This is a genomic window from Acinetobacter sp. ANC 4654, from assembly GCF_002135425.1.
Classification (GTDB): Bacteria; Pseudomonadota; Gammaproteobacteria; order Pseudomonadales; family Moraxellaceae; genus Acinetobacter; species Acinetobacter kyonggiensis.
The window spans coordinates 99625-115365 of sequence record NZ_NEGL01000009.1; the positions used below are offsets into that span (position 1 = coordinate 99625).

General features: G+C 35.1%; 15 protein-coding genes and 2 pseudogenes. 6 read left to right on the forward strand and 11 right to left on the reverse strand.

The features are described from left to right. Positions 1 to 15: 15 nt before the first annotated feature. From B9T24_RS13980 to B9T24_RS16960, 5 genes are all read right to left on the reverse strand, one after another. Positions 16 to 2076 carry a phage tail protein gene (locus B9T24_RS13980; protein ID WP_086166330.1) on the reverse strand — a complete coding sequence of 687 codons (2061 nt, stop codon included), beginning with the start codon at positions 2074 to 2076 and terminating at the stop codon, positions 16 to 18. 49 nt (positions 2077 to 2125) lie between these two features. Further along, positions 2126 to 4129, reverse strand: coding sequence for a Hint domain-containing homing endonuclease (locus B9T24_RS13985; protein ID WP_086166331.1), 2004 nt, complete (start codon positions 4127 to 4129; stop codon positions 2126 to 2128). Positions 4130 to 4276: 147 nt separating this feature from the next. Then, positions 4277 to 5173, reverse strand: coding sequence for a bacteriophage abortive infection AbiH family protein (locus B9T24_RS13990; protein WP_086166332.1), 897 nt, complete (start codon positions 5171 to 5173; stop codon positions 4277 to 4279). A 297-nt stretch (positions 5174 to 5470) separates the two neighbouring features. Continuing rightward, complete coding sequence (locus B9T24_RS14000) at positions 5471 to 6262, reverse strand: Bro-N domain-containing protein (protein WP_086166334.1); 792 nt, start codon at positions 6260 to 6262, stop codon at positions 5471 to 5473. 76 nt (positions 6263 to 6338) lie between these two features. After that, complete coding sequence (locus B9T24_RS16960; protein WP_171264916.1) at positions 6339 to 6494, reverse strand: hypothetical protein; 156 nt, start codon at positions 6492 to 6494, stop codon at positions 6339 to 6341. A gap of 115 nt (positions 6495 to 6609) precedes the next feature. On the opposite strand from B9T24_RS16960, the gene B9T24_RS14005 reads away from it, so the two are divergent. After that, positions 6610 to 7086, forward strand: a complete 477-nt coding sequence (locus B9T24_RS14005) for an Arc family DNA-binding protein (protein ID WP_086166335.1) — start codon at positions 6610 to 6612, stop codon at positions 7084 to 7086. Positions 7087 to 7143: 57 nt separating this feature from the next. Further along, positions 7144 to 8544: a DUF2971 domain-containing protein gene (locus B9T24_RS14010; protein WP_086166336.1), complete on the forward strand. Its 1401-nt coding sequence runs from the start codon at positions 7144 to 7146 to the stop codon at positions 8542 to 8544. Between the two features lie 96 nt (positions 8545 to 8640). On the opposite strand, the gene B9T24_RS17205 is transcribed toward B9T24_RS14010, so the two are convergent. Beyond that, positions 8641 to 9303 carry a Bro-N domain-containing protein gene (locus tag B9T24_RS17205; protein WP_086166337.1) on the reverse strand — a complete coding sequence of 221 codons (663 nt, stop codon included), beginning with the start codon at positions 9301 to 9303 and terminating at the stop codon, positions 8641 to 8643. A 174-nt stretch (positions 9304 to 9477) separates the two neighbouring features. Here B9T24_RS17205 and B9T24_RS14020 point away from each other — a divergent pair, with 174 nt between their 5' ends. Both B9T24_RS14020 and B9T24_RS14025 read left to right on the forward strand, forming a co-directional pair. Beyond that, positions 9478 to 9735, forward strand: a complete 258-nt coding sequence (locus B9T24_RS14020; protein WP_086166338.1) for an Arc family DNA-binding protein — start codon at positions 9478 to 9480, stop codon at positions 9733 to 9735. Between the two features lie 69 nt (positions 9736 to 9804). Beyond that, positions 9805 to 10662, forward strand: coding sequence for a hypothetical protein (locus B9T24_RS14025; protein WP_086166339.1), 858 nt, complete (start codon positions 9805 to 9807; stop codon positions 10660 to 10662). Between the two features lie 40 nt (positions 10663 to 10702). Here the strand turns inward: B9T24_RS14025 and B9T24_RS14030 are convergent, their stop codons facing one another. The 4 genes and pseudogenes from B9T24_RS14030 to B9T24_RS14045 all read right to left on the reverse strand — a co-directional run bounded on the left by B9T24_RS14030 (position 10703) and on the right by B9T24_RS14045 (position 13311). After that, entirely contained in the window at positions 10703 to 11266 is a 564-nt protein-coding gene (locus tag B9T24_RS14030) for a hypothetical protein (RefSeq protein WP_086166340.1), read from the reverse strand. 12 nt (positions 11267 to 11278) lie between these two features. Beyond that, on the reverse strand, positions 11279 to 11476 hold the full coding sequence (locus tag B9T24_RS14035) for a hypothetical protein (protein WP_228145728.1): 198 nt from the start codon (positions 11474 to 11476) through the stop codon (positions 11279 to 11281). A gap of 288 nt (positions 11477 to 11764) precedes the next feature. Then, a pseudogene (locus B9T24_RS17210) lies at positions 11765 to 11939 on the reverse strand (DUF4236 domain-containing protein); the annotation flags it as partial. A 10-nt stretch (positions 11940 to 11949) separates the two neighbouring features. Then, entirely contained in the window at positions 11950 to 13311 is a 1362-nt protein-coding gene (locus B9T24_RS14045) for a DUF4041 domain-containing protein (protein WP_213032954.1), read from the reverse strand. A 113-nt stretch (positions 13312 to 13424) separates the two neighbouring features. Here B9T24_RS14045 and B9T24_RS14050 point away from each other — a divergent pair. Both B9T24_RS14050 and B9T24_RS14055 read left to right on the forward strand, forming a co-directional pair. Beyond that, positions 13425 to 13645: pseudogene (locus B9T24_RS14050) on the forward strand (excalibur calcium-binding domain-containing protein). A 61-nt stretch (positions 13646 to 13706) separates the two neighbouring features. After that, positions 13707 to 14729: a hypothetical protein gene (locus B9T24_RS14055; protein ID WP_086166342.1), complete on the forward strand. Its 1023-nt coding sequence runs from the start codon at positions 13707 to 13709 to the stop codon at positions 14727 to 14729. A 60-nt stretch (positions 14730 to 14789) separates the two neighbouring features. On the opposite strand, the gene B9T24_RS14060 is transcribed toward B9T24_RS14055, so the two are convergent. Continuing rightward, entirely contained in the window at positions 14790 to 15572 is a 783-nt protein-coding gene (locus B9T24_RS14060; RefSeq protein WP_086166343.1) for a hypothetical protein, read from the reverse strand. Between the last annotated feature and the right edge of the window lie 169 nt (positions 15573 to 15741).

Here is a 15741-nt window from a genome sequence, read left to right on the forward strand (position 1 = left end):
AGGCTTAAATTGAAATTACTCAGTTCCAGTGCCACTTTCTGGCTCGGGTTCCGGCGTAATCGTCACTGCTAGAGTTTTCTGAACGGCGTTACTGAATTCACTGATTAAGTCGGGATAGATTAAGTGCTTTGCATTACCTTGTGCTTTTACCAACGTATTTTGGGTTAAACCTCCAACACTAATGACAGCTGACCAGTTGTAACTGTTGTCTGAGTTCTGTTCTGTACCAATTACAGCACTAATTTCTGCTGCACTGCCGACTTTCACCTTAACTTCATAAGGCATCGCAATGCCATTGGTTAAGATGGTGCCGCTCACAGTAACCTTATCTTCTGGTGCTGGATCAGTAATCGGTGCAATGTTCTTCATGGTAAGTACGGGTACTGGAGGTGCAAGCTCTTCAATGTTGTCATTGTAGGTTTCTACGATCGCAAATCCGATCCCGCCGTCTGTACCTGCATTGCCCCAGCTTTTCCAACCTTCACCGAATTTGCCCACGGCAATTTTTGCTGTCACACGCTGAGTGCTAAGGTTAGTAAAGATCGCTCGTACTCGTGCGCCAGAACCTGCTGCACCACCATATGACCAGCGTTCATCACCAATACCAGCTGCACCGTCACCGCCCCCCGGCATTTGACCTAAAATAGACGGCAGCGCATTTGCACCTTTCTGAGTACTCCAGCGATCATAAGTGATTGCATCTATACCGGCTGTTTCTTCGATATTCTCAAAAAGACTGTTAGCATCAATGACTGCGGGTAAACCACCTTTACCTGGCTGACCATTATGATATGAGGATCCATTGCCCCATACACCGCCTGTACCCGCTTTACCTCCACCAGCAGTTAAAATTGATGTATCAATCGTGCATGATACTTCAGCGCCATCCATACCATTTGCTGATGCGCTTGAGCCAGACCAGATAGATCCACCACCGCCACCCATCGCGCCATGCAAATGAAATTGTACGGTTTGATTCGGTAGGATCTCAATTTCATGAACACCTTCATAATAGCTAATTACCCCTTCTGGGTACTTACTGGTATCAACAATCAGTACACTGACTTGTTTGTTCGGAATGTACGTTAAAGCAAACTTCAGGAATTCGGTGCCTTCTGTTTTATTATCTTCCACAACATCTACGCTATAAGACGCTTTGCCAGTGGCATCTACAATAAATTGACCGCTTAAAGCACTTGGCGAAATATCATCTTCCTGAATACCGGTAATCGTCCAATCTACAGGTGTTCCTGCATCCAGTCCTGATGTAACCAATTTGAAGGTGATCTTGCCGCCCTCATCAACCACGGCTTTATCAGCAGTTAAGCTGTAAGCTGGTGCTGAAGTTCCGTCACGCAAGCGTTTCCAAATACGTGTCGTGAATGCTTTTATTGCTGAACCTGTAGAAATACCGGTAATTGCTCCAACTGGCTGATTAACATCCTCTACCCCATATGGAATATGCGGTAACAACATCCAGCTGGTGTCATAGCCAAATAGTGGTCTCAATGCTATCGATGGATCATATTGCGTGCTGTCTGTTCCATGCCATGAACCGACGTGCCAAATGACATTCGCCAGCTGTGTAGATAGCGGATACTGCGGATGAGGATTGGAATGTGCTAAATGCTGATTCATCAGTGCCACAGAGACAGGTGCATGCGGATCTAGCTGAAGCACTAGATTCTCTACATTGATGCCCTCAACCTTCATACCAAATGTGGCAATGCAGACAATATCAGCAACCAAACGTATTAACGGCGTATTGCCCATGGTAGACGCAAGGGCAAATAAAATACCTGCAGACGTAAATAGGCCAATTTCAAAGCAATCTGCTGTCACTGTAGGTTCAATGTTTGAAATGAAGCGCAGCGTTCTTGATACAGGCTCAACACTGCCGCCATTGAGCGGATATTGCTCCAATTCAGCAACTAGCGCCGTATTGGATGATGCATTCTGAGGGTTATATTTTGCTGTACCTACACCAATATGAGACAGTGCAATGCTTAGGCCCATACTTTCTGCATGAAGTACTGCCGCCTTGCCTGCATTCGTTAAATAAAACTGAATTGCCATAACTCACCCACGATAATCACTATGACTATTTTGGTTTTTTCAACGGTCTTCATTTCCCATCTGTTCCAAATTCTTTTTCGGCAGCCTCTTTTAACTGACTGAAACGTGATTTTTTTGCAGCCTGTTCCTGTGCCTCAGGGCTTTCATCTACGATAACAACATTTTCATAGGCTTCGGTATAGAACACATTTTCCAAGAATAAAAATGCGAACACATCACCCAAGTCCGGTGATTTGATGCCCATACGCTTCATTTCATCTTTGCTAAAAATCTTATAGCGGCTGTGCTCGTCAAAGGTGTACGGGATTTTAATAATCTGAGCTTGAGTCTTGACCTTGAACTTCACCGTTTTAATCTTGAAACGGCCCTGATCAATAGCTCGATATAAGCCGACATAAGCCAATGCACGTTTATTCACATATTCTTTGCGGTTGCTATTACTGAAGCATGCCCCCCCCCAATGCACTGGCATATACCAAATACCATTTTTCGTTAAAAGCTGACCTAGACCTTTACCCGCACCGTTATCATCAACCACCAGTGTGGCATTCGGATACTTCAGAATGCATTCATGAATTTTAGCGAACAGCTCTGTAATATCATCTCTGTTCTTGCAAAGTGGGATATCAACCACTTCAACACGCCGTGCTCGATCTCCCCACTGTGCTTCGCCCCACACTTTAGATACAGCAATAACAGAATCATCACGACCAACACCGCCACCAACATCGACCGTAATCACATAACCAAACAAATGATCTTTAAAAATTGAAGCACCGCAGTACATATTTTCTGCTTGGCGCTTGGTGATCAGGAACTCATCAGCACGATCAGGAAATTGACCTAAAACACGGATTTGATATTGAGGATCGTCACGGCTACCATACTTTTGGCGCTGTTCCGCTAAAGATTGCTTACTGACCAACGGCGACTCTTCACCATTAAACGTCAGTGCTGTCCATACCCCATCAGATCGATGACTCAGCGTATGATGGGTTTCATAAAAGAGGCCGGCATTACGTGTTGGCTGTGAAGTTAAAACAGCACGGTTATCTTCATGCGTTAATGCACCTAGAACAACATCCATAACCTCATCAGGGATACCGCTGGCTTCATCTCCCCAAAGCAGATAATTATCCGCATGGTTCCCTGCAAGGTTGGTCGGCTGATGCTTTGGCGCAGTCTTAGCAAAGACATACCACTTTTCTTTCGATCCTTTGATATAGACCAGTTCAGACTGATAGCCAACATAATCCGCCAGCCATCCCAATGGGCCACTCTTAAGCCGACCAAGGTTGATACTGATTTCTTTCCAGACCTGTTTCTTCAACTGCCCAATTTGCGGGGCAGTAAACATCGTGATGGATTCATCAAAGAACAGGAGGTGCCAGAGCGCCACAATGCCTGCTGAAGCGGTTTTACCTGTGTTGTGGTGAACCATTCCATCGGCAGTGAGGAAGGTTGAGTCACCGTCAAGAACAAAGCCGAAATACTCACCTTCGCCCAGTGATACAGCGCGTTCAATGCGTATAGGACTGTATTTCTTATGTTTCAGCTCATAGGCAGCGAATTGACGCTTGGTTTCTTCTGGCCATTCTAGCCATTTTGAAACTAAGACCTCCATAGTATCGCCAGCTTTCCAGCCGTTTTTTGTTTCAAGCGCAATTAAACAGAGGATATGAGACTTGTTGTAAACATGGCTTTTGCCATTTTCATATTCGAAACGGTATAAATCCTGCCAGCCAGTAACCGTACTGATCACTTCTCGCGGTGTAATGCCGTCACTGCCTAATACGGCGTCATGAATTGTTATTTTTTCAACACGCTTCCACTTGCCATTCGGTAAGCGGATCTTTGTGCCTTTACCAAAACAGCCGTGTCCTGAAGCTACAGATGTACGACTCCCGTCAAATGCAATTGACTCGAATAAAAGTTCCTGCTGCCATGTTGGTGTAATACCCAGTGCTTCAACTGCAAATGCATAAATGTCATAGCGATATCGAACGCAAAGTTCCCACCATTCAGGGATTTCTTTAAGAGGTTGGAGAGCCATTATAAAAAGGACGAGGGATTGTATTTTTTATTTTAAGTTTTTCAATTTGTTGTAATTTTAAGCTGTTCCAATTCGGGATGATTTAGTAGCCTAGTATTAGCAAAGAAACCGCCCTAAGGCGGTATAAGAGCAATATTTCTACTATCTTTAAACTTTAGTTAATTCACTATCTGTAATACTTTTAATGGCTATACTTTCCATACTGTCCAAGATAGGATTCTTAATTCCAAGCTCCATTAATGCACGCTTCTTAGCAACATGATCATCTTCACCATAGTAACTACAATACCAAATAGTATTTTCCATAATATTTTTCTTTATTTCTTTGAAATATGGGATATCAATAGAACCTAATGAATGCCCTAAAATTACTATCTTATTTACTTCCGCTAATTCTTGAAAGAACATTTTATTTTCATCAATAATTTTTGAACAATTTTTGAAAGTTCTACCAAAATAAGTATTTAGTATATCAATACCCTGATTTATGCGGATATCATCTTCATCATTAATATGGATTTGTTTTTTATTTGACCAAGCATGACCTAGTGCTAATTCACAATCACCTACTACTCCATGAATATGATTAACATTACTAAAGCTATATACCTTTTCTAAAGTTTGTGTGTAATTAAAACTAAGAAACACAGAGTTTTTATTAATTTTTAGTTTTCTAATCTTCTTAATATCAATATTCTCATCAACGATATTGATCCATGAAATAAAAAATTCATAAAGCTCTTCAGAAAGACTCTTAACTGTTTCATCCATAAACCATTGGTATGAGTGATGATTTGCGTCTGACCAATCATCTGCTCCATAACCAACATAATAATTAGCTGCATCATCAAATATAGAATCTATATCTAGATATTCAAGAGCTTCCTCAAAATCGATCCATTTTTCACTAATATTCAGATAATTTGAGACATTTCTGTAAACATCTGGTTTATTTACTTTTGTATACTCACAAAAATCAGTGTATCTGGAATTCAATCCATGATGAATATCGAACCCATTTCCAATTATATAAAGTGTTGTCATAATAAATTATTCAAATATTAGAAATTTATATAAAACAATAACTTTATTTCATTTTATATGCAAAATTCAAAATACCATGACCTAATTAAAGATCACGGTATCTTATGATTTTCTTTGAAATATCAGACGGTTTTGAATTAAATACTAAAAGGCAACATCGGTCGATCTATATCATCCTCTTTCTGCACCTGATTCGATATTACTCCATATCCTGTAGCAATTTTATGACTTGCCCATATTGCGAGTAGTGCTGCAATGCGCCTTATATAAAAACCACCTTTCGATGGTTTCTTTGTCTTAATAAATCGATCTGTTTTCAACATGTTCCAAAGTTGTCACGCCTTGCTCTTTGGCTCTTCTATTGAGCGTATTCACATGCGCTATCATTTCTTGTGTATAGGAGAACAAGCTACCAACTTTACAAGAATCCAAAGCCCTAAGCGCAGGAACAATGTCATTAAAAATGAGTCGAGCTAACATTGGTGCATACCACATGATGTACTGGACATCTTTGTCTTCATAAGCGTTCATAGTAATTTTTTGTTTTTCAGGCTGTGACTTCAATTGGATGGTTTCAAGGTAATCTACAGCATCTTGGAAATGTATGGCCAATAGTTCGCTATAACGTGGGATGCGAAAGTGTTGGTTGTGTCTGCTCCAAAGTTCGGTGCGTTTCTTTACACTGCCCTCACAACGGCGATCAACGATTTCTTTGATTTCGGCTTGTTGTTCTGCATTAATTTTTACTCTAGTGTCGATTTGCTGTTGCAGAACTTCTTTTTCGAGTACGTCGAGTACCCATTTTCGAAATTCTTTGGCTACTGGTGTGCGGGAAAACATAGCGATTAGGTGACAACCACGCAAAGAAAAAACTCTTATTTCACGTGATTGCCCCTTCTCGGTCAACTTGACCGAACAGCTCATTGCTTGAGTAAACTCATCCTCATTCCTCGCATAAATACGATTCACGCTACTTTGATCCACATAACCCAAAGCTTCTGCTAACTCACTTGCTTTTAACCAGAAACTACCATTTTGACAAATTGGCTCAAAATTTACTTCATTAAAACTTAATGCTAAACTATACATAGTTCATATCTCACTGATTTGACTACATCAAAGCCCTCACCGTCCAAAGTCTGGGCTTTTTTGTTGTCTGTTAATTTCATGCTTTCGCGTTCTCTTGTTGTTTCAAAAATTGCTCAACAGCCTTATTAATAAGATAGTTCATTGAGCGTCTATCTTCTTTGCCGTAAGTTTTAAGCTTTTCATGCAAATCGCTTTGTAAGCGGGTCTTTACGTACACAATTTTTTCTTCCATATTAATCCTCATAAATGCCTCACTTTGTGGCATTTAAATAACTATAGCCACACTTTGTGGTAATGTAAATACTTAACACAAAATATTTGCCACACTTTGTGGTACTGAGGTTTTAATGAGTAATCAAACTGATCACACCATAGTTAGATTGCGTGTACCACCTGAATTAAAAAAGCAAATAGAAGAATCAGCTGAAAATAATAATCGCTCACAAAGTGCGGAAATGGTTGCTCGTCTAGAGGATAGTTTTGTAGCATCAGTCAGTGCAGGCAATTCACAAGCTGATATAAAAATTATTCCATTACGTGATGGAAAAAAGCGAGTAATTTATGGGAAGTTACTGAATACGCTAGATCTGGACTACACCCAATCGCTAAGTGATCTGAAGGTTGATATAGAGTTGGCACTTGAGACTTTAAGCCGTTCATCTATTTGGAAAGCACTTCAATTTCTAACTAAAGATGTAATTGTCGCTCAAGGCAATAATCATCTAAATATCGTTGAAAATGGAAAGAAAGGTTTAGGTTGGTTAGTTGTGGAAGATCATTATGTCAGCACATCAAAAAAAAGTGATGAAAGTAAACTTTTATAATAATGCAAAGCTAGTTTATAGAACAAATAATTCTCAAATAACATAGGTATAGTACATATGGAGTTTTACCGTTTTAGATCTTTAAAAAATTTATTTAACCAATACGATGATAATAATATCGCAGAAAAAAAGATTAAAAGATTAGGGGAGCTCGAAGAGCAATGTATTTTTTTCCCAACAGTACAACAACTCAATGATCCAATGGAAGGTTATAGAAATCTTATTTGGAAGGGAGATAAAATTGTATGGATTAATTTCATACGAAACTTTATGTTCCTATATACAGATATTCTTACAGAACTGGATACAAAAATTGATATAGACACATTAGATATAAATAAAATCAAATATAATTACACAATGAAGTTCAGAGAATGGAATATTCCTAGGTGCACAAAAACAGGAAAGTTATATTCAGTTTCTGAAATAAATAATATTACTGAAGAAGTCTTTAAGTCTCTAGAATTTATTAAGCAAATCGATTTATTTAATGAAGCATTTAACCCTTTACTTGAAAATAAAAATTTCAACACATTAATTAATTATTTGGAAGAAAATAAAATACCAAATTTTAAAATTGAAATTATTCTAGGGGTAATTCTTCTAAACCTCCATAATTTTATTTTTGATAATAATTCAAGAATTTTTGATGACAAAACACTCTTGGATATTAAAAACATTATCAACTCTAACGAACCTAACTTCTTAAAAAAGGATGAAAGATATTTTTCAATAAAAGAATCATCAATAGGAACAAAAGTATATTTTAAGACGATAAAATTATACCTCGAAATATTAAATGAATCTATGTTCGATAATTGGTATGTGACTTGTTTTATGAAAGAAATGGATAATCCTATTGTATGGTCACATTATGCTGACAACCACAAATCTATATGCTTCATATATGAAATGATAGAAGAAAATAATGTCAACTACTTAAATTTAAAAAATAATAAGAACGAAGTTATAAAGTTTGAACTAAGTGAAGTTAAGTATGATGAAAATGAAAGAAAAAAAATAAACCCTTTTGAAAATTTTGGAATGCTGATGGGAATAGAAGTAGTAAACCAATGGATTAAATTTAATGATCAAGAAAGTAAATTTCTATCTAGTTGTTATAACGATGATTTCCAAAGTAAATATGCTTCCACACAAATAAATGACTTATCAATAAAATCGGATCATTGGAAATATGAAAATGAATACAGAATCATACTAAGTGATATTTGGAAGTATTATGAAAAAGATGAAGATCGTAAATTTCAATATGATTACAATCAACTCAAAGGAATAATTATAGGGATTAACACAGATAAAGAAAATTTAATTAAAATAATAGAGGTTGTTGAAAAATTACAAAAAAAATATGGTAGAAAAAATGACTTTACTGTTAAACAATCTTATTACTGTACAACCAATAAAAAAATTAAGACCTACGATATTATAACGTTATGAGAAAACTATTCTTAAATACATTTTCTTAGAAATTTAGGTTTTCTTGAATTCTTTTTTCATACAAAATTTTCAAGAAAACCGTTTTTAGCTAATAATCTAAGCCGGAGCTACTTCACTGTCATTTTTTTCTTCAGTGCCCTTCATCTTAAAAGCAACTTTATAAAAGTCATGTAGAAAGATGCCACAATCAGCACATTTCTCAACATACTTCAGACATAAAAATCCAGCAACCAAACAAATAACATATAAAGCTACAATTATGAAAATACTTAAAAACATTCCTTTCTCATAATAGCTAATTACTAAATCAACATATTTATAAAACTTATAAAAAGGAGTTAAACCAATAAATGCAAAAATCACGTACCCAATCAGAGCAAAAGTTACTTTGATTTCGGCTTGTTGTTCTGAATTGATTTTTACTCGTGTGTCGATTTGCTGTTGCAGAACTTCTTTTTCGAGTACGTCGAGCACCCACTTTCGGAATTCTTTGGCTACAGGTGTACGGGCAAAGATTGCGATCAAATGGCAACCGCGCAAAGAAAATACCCGTAACACCAAATTGGGGTTCTGAGGATTATCTATAATTTTTGTCATATCATGAGCAAATTCATCATTATTTCGATCATAAATTTTGGTTACGGCATCAGCTCGTGAATAACCTAAAGCACGTGATAGTTCTGTTGATGGAATCCAAATTTGCTGATCATTGCTTTGTATTGGATGAAATTGCATTGCATTAAATGTTAGACTGTTCATATCAATTGTTCTCGAAAATAATTGGTAACTCGCCCCGTGATCCGCCAAGATTATTCGGGGCGTTTTTGCATCCCTGCTAGGGATGTATTTAAATTTATTCTTATCACACCCTCTTGTCAATCCCTGCTGGGGATATTATTATTTAAAAAATCATTCAACTTCAGAGTTTGCAATATGGGAAGAAATCTTGGTGTGGAATACAAAATGCGTATGTCCCAAGAACTAAAAGATAAAATTGCAGAGTCTGCTAAAGAACTGAATCGCTCTATGAATGCGGATATTGTTGCTCGGCTGGAACAAAGTTTTGAAAAACCTATGACTAGTGAACACGAAGTAAATGATCTTAGGGAATTGTTGAAACAGAGCATTGAAAATAACAAAAAATATTTTCAAGTGATTGAAGAGCTTTTAAAAAAGAGTGAAGAAAACTAACTTTAGTTTTATTTATTTTAAACCCAAGCTAATTTAATAAATTTTTATATATCTAAATGTGTGAATACAATGATTGAAAATATACCACCCCCTGAAACTTTCTTATCAAATAGCGCTGAATTTCTCTATGAATCTTTTAATATCTTAATAACATTAAATAATGAACTCGACCCATTCATATTTTTCAATGAAGAGCATGGATTTGATTCAGAAGAGTTTTCTAGTGAAAATAAAATTAGAATTGGAAATATTTCATTACTTATTTTTACATCTATAGAGAATTATTTAAAATATAAAATATCATTAGAATCCCCTTTGCTATTAATTTCTAGGTTATCCAATTTACAGTGGAAAAAAATGAATTTTAATGATTTTTATATGCATAGTTTTGAGGATCTACTCAAACTATATAGTGTGATTTATTCAACTACTGAAAACAACAAATTAAAAATTGGTTTTGAGAAATTAAGAAAAACAAGAAATCTCTTTGTACATGGTTCTGGTGATGACAGTACTGTTCTAAAGGAGTTGATTGAAGTTGTAAGTTTTTTTATTGAAGAAATTTGGAATAAAAATTTACAAGATAAACGTAGCCCTATTTTTAAGTTTTTCTCAGAATTTAGCGGTGCCTTAGATGATTATCATGATACCTTAAGTTTCATACCTGAACTTGAAGATGAAAATGAAGCACATTTAAAGTTATTGAAAATCTATAGATTACTCCAATGCTTTTTAAGTGAAAGTGAACTTTTAGCATTTATTGGTCTTAATAGAGATGATATAAAAGTCGATTGTCCTGCATGTTCAATATATTCGTACCAATTTGATAACTTCAATATTAAGACTGCGATAAACATTAAAGATGAAGATGGCGAAGATAAATTAAAGTGTTATTTATGCTACCTTGAAACAACAACTGAAGATTGAACATAAAAGAGCACGTTTATAGTGCTCTTTCACTAATGATTTAATCTGAAATACTTGCTATTTTTCTAGATAAATTACAAAAATTCGTAATATTCACTTCTACTATAGATTGAGGCTGATTTTTATAACCATCAACGCCAAAAACAAGAATATGATTTTGATCATCAAACCTAAAATCTACCTGATTTTCATTTCTATGTTTTATTTTATTTAATAATTTTTCATATTCTAATTCATCTATTACAATAGATCGGATTGGGGCTGGGAGCGCAGCATTTCCCTTTGTAATTAAAGATAATTTTTCCATTTCGGCTCTGCTTGCATTTAAAAATATATAACCTGATTTTTCTTGTATACACTTTTTAAATGATGAGTTTTCATAACTTTGACTACGCTTTAAATCATCACGTCGTCTCATTACTTCATTAACAATAAAATCTATTTTTTGAAATGCTATATTACTTTGTTTATAACAATCATCTAAATTTTCTTCTTGCCAAAATGAATGAAAACTAACTGATGCAACTTCAAGCTCTTTTATCGCCTCTTCAATTGTATTTAAATTTTTACTCTCTTTAATTAAAAAACCAATATTTTTCTGCATCTTCTTAAAATCCTATAATTTCACATAGCGCCAAGTTTTCAAGCCAAGTGCTTTTGCTGCAACTTTCGCAGTCTCCTTGTCTCCAAGTAACGGTACTTGCCGCAAATCTAAAATTTCTAATAACTCAAAACCACCTACTTTGAGATTTTGATCAAACTTGTATTTATACCAACGAACTTTATCTTCTGTAGTTGCTAACACGTAAGACATAATTACCACCAATTAATTACTTTTGCATATTCACAAATACTAATAATAAAAGCCATCCAAAACTAATAAACCTTACTGGCTTTGAATAGCCTTTACGTAAAGTAAACCATGCAAAAATATACGGCATCAGAAAGATTCCAATGCCTAAAATAATCGAAACCTTCCGCTCAAACTTTGGCATAAATGGTAAGGGTGGCACCTGTTGCTGTACCTGAGACATATTCATTTGCATGGTTGACCTTACAGGCTCACTTCTAGCAGCTTCCTTCTTTGCCTGTTTAGGGCTAAAGCTGATATATGAAAGCCCAGTACCTAGCATTCCCACAGTTGTTCTTGTTCCCTTTTTGCCAAGATTTACACGTGCGCCCTTACCACCTAGTGAAACACTCGAAATACCCTTTTTCGTAATATTTAGGCGTACACCCGGTGCTATCTTTAGACTTTTTCTAAAATTAAAACCCATGATTAACCCCCTATATTAAAGCTGGAATTTCTTCCTCAAGCTTTTTCTCTGCCTGAGTTTTTTCATGTCTAATTGTTTGACTTTGTCTATATTGTTCAGCTTCAGCTGTAATAGTAAATTCAGCATCGCTTGAAATTTTATGAACTTCACTTTGGATTTCATCTAAAGTTACATGGAAAAATTCTTTTCTTAAATTCACCAAATTTAAACGACGTTCAGCAAATGACTTGTGGAGCGCATTTTCCATAGCTGGAGCATTGTCGCTATAAATCATTGCATGCACATCAAAATAGAACGGTACACTAGCATCACCTAATTCGTGAACACGATCCATTGGTTCCAAACGGCGCGTCATACCAATCTTGTAAATATCCTCACCAAATGAACCAATGTTAGAAATAATATAAACATGTCCCGCTTTGGTCTGCTGTGCCATTGATAGTGCGCGCTCATTTTTCTGATGAGCTTCTTCCAACTTCGTCGATAACTCAGCAATTTCTGCATTCAATTTATCTAAGTTACCGCCGACAGCTTTTGCTGCTTCAGCTTGCGCTTTCAATAATAATTTTTGGAATTTTTCCTCTTCCTTCTGGGCTGCTGCCATTTCCTGTTCAAGCTTCGTCTCTTCACGCATTTGACGGCGAATTTCAGCTTGCTCTTCTTTCTCTTCTTTTACTTTTTCTTGATATTCATAAGCCAGCCATAACTCCTGCATCTTCATATCTACATATTTTCGATCAATATAGACATGGTTTGACTCGTTCATTTTATTTATATCTTCGGTAGCTTTGCGAATACGCTCCTGCATTTTTTCTATATTATTCCAACGGACATTTGCTATAGCTGCTTCACATTCATTATTGAATGCTCGCGTTGTCAGCTTGATTGCACGTGTGACCATTTTTTTACCTTCAGCTTTACTTTCTCCCACAGTCCACTCTGTAGAACATGTGACTGCAGTTTTTGCTTTTAGCATCGATTTCTGTTTTTCTCTGATCAGCGCAATTCTTTGTTTATATTCCTCAGACGTTCCAAAATCAAAATGCGGCTTATAAAAACCAGTTTCAGCTAGCTCTAAATCTTCATCATATACAGCAATCTTTCGGGTTAAAATTTGAAAAAGACCATATTTTTTTTGGTAATCTAATTGCAATGCCTGAATATCATTATTCAGTTGATTCTTGCGTTTTAAAGATTGTTCAACTTCATTATCAACATCAATAATTCTTGAATATTTAGCTTCATACTTTCTTAATTTATTTTCATTTTCTACATTTTCTGCATCTTTTGCTTTGAATTTTCCATATATAAAATAAAAAGCGCCCCCCAAAAGTGCTACACATATAAGCAAAAAAATTGTAATACCGTTCACTTTATGCCCCTAGAATGTTATATTTTTACTTAATTTAACAAAATGTGTACTTTTTGTCACATGGTAAATTTATTGATAAGATTTACATAACTTTTTTGCTTTTAAAATAATTCATGAAATTTCTACTCATTTTAGTTTTGGGGTTCACTTCCATCCAAGTTTATGCAAAAAATGCGCTGATTTTGCTACGCAGCAGCAGGCACAGAAGTGGTATGAACAAAGGAAAAAATCAGGACAAACAGGCTGGAAAAGTTTAGACCGCGACGGCGATGGTAAAGCATGTGATTGCTTGCCGGGTGGAAATGGTAAGAATTTTCCGAAGAAGAAAAAATAAACATACAGACTTTAATTATCACTTTAAAAAATTAACCAACTTAATCACTAATGAGAACTCCATGAGTAGCTATCAAAATATTTTAAATGATTTTCTTGAGCAATGGCCTTTAGAAAAAGTAAAAGCAATGTCACTTGATCAATATGTTTCAACAGGTGATCGTAATACATTTACTCAATGGGTAGAAAATAGAACTATTGAATTAGGATCTATTAGTGGCCAGTTTGGGTCAAGGATGTTTGGAATCTACAGAAGAGGAAATTCAAGTCCACTTGATCATTATGAAAATGATGAGTTTTACACATGGAGTAAAAAATATGGAAAGGACAGCGATTTAGCGTTCTTAGCGATCAAAAAACATCTAATTAATATCATAAATTATTCTTTAACTGGAAATTTTTCAAAAATTGATGCTATCCCTATTCCTGATATTTTTAAGTGGAAAGTTGCATACCTCTATTCCAATGAAAGGCTCATTCCTATTTTCCAACGAGAAGTTTTAAAAGAAATTGCCACCTACTATGGCTTGCCTGTGAATAGTAAAACTACTGTATCCGCAATTCAAAAAGTACTCATCGACAATAAACCGCTAGAGTTGAACACTCACGAATTTATGGTTGAACTTTGGAGTAAGTTTCGCCCGCAAAAGAAAAAACCGAAAGGTATAAGCACGACCCAACAAGACCAAGGGGAAAAAAGTACAAATGACCAAGAACGTTCAGGAACATCGTCTTATATTGCTAAGCAAACTCACAATAAAATACAGAACAAATTGCGTGATAAGCTCATAGCCAAATATGGAGAAAGTTGTGTTGCTTGTGAAAAAAATTATGTAGATTTGACGCTAACTTATGATGATACCATCACCCTTTATGAGGTTAAATCCGATGCCTATGCTGCTACATGTATACGTCAAGCATTAGGCCAAATTATTCAATATGCACATCGACTAGATACTACTAAAAAATTAAAACTTTATGTAGTTGGTCAATACTCTTTAAAAGCAAATGAAAAGCCTTATTTAGACTATATTCAGAAGAACCTTAAAATTGATATTGATTATATGAGTATCGATCTTAAGTGATAGTTTTAAATCTCGCACAATAAAGTGCCTCAAGGCACTTTATTTTTAAAAATCATACTGTTAATGAAATACCTTAGATATTTTACCTACAACCTCATCTATATTCATTTTACTAGTTTCACTTAAATCTTGTTCATATAAATTTATATTTTCTGAACCATATATTTCTTGTCTTAACTTAACCTTTAATCTATTAATTTTTGGCTGAAGATCATTAATAATAGACATTATTTTTTTTGCCAATATTTCTCTTAAATTAGAAGCATCATCATATAACTCCCTATTTTTATAAATTAATTCATTTTGCTTATTAATAGATCTTTCTAAAATATTAGCTATTTTCTCTGAATAATTTTCTTGGAGAATTTTTAACAAGAGTTTCACTTCCTGCTGTTCTTCAGTTATAAACCCTTGATTAATTTCTATATCACTATCTAATCCAACTATCTTTTTCAACTCAAGCATTAAATCAATAAATATAAGAGCATATGCTTGGGATAATTGCCTAGCTAAAGATGATAACTCTAAGTCCGAAATAACCTGTAGCGACTCCATTGTAGATGCAAAGGATTTCATAGTTAATTCAACTTCATTGGCATCTAGTTTTTTGCTTACAAAACTACCAATACTGATATTAATATTAGAAAGCTCAGTAATAGCATTCATATAAATATCCTTTTGTATTTGATGAATTCTGTCTCTTTTCTTCTCTTCTGCCTCAAAGATCATTCTCTTAACTTGAATACTATTGTTAGAACGTAATGTGAGATATACCCCAACTAAAGTAAGTGACGAAGCTAAAATTGCAGCAAAAATAGGTATAAAATTATTAGATGTATGCATATAGGTTACCTAGAAAGATGTCTTTAAAAACTAGAACTTATAACCATTTATATATCATTTAATTTTCACATTACACAATTACAATTTTTTGTAATTTATCAATTATATTATAAGGCTAAAAATATTATTAGAAACCAATAAACCCATATCTACTATGCAAAGCTGCTAA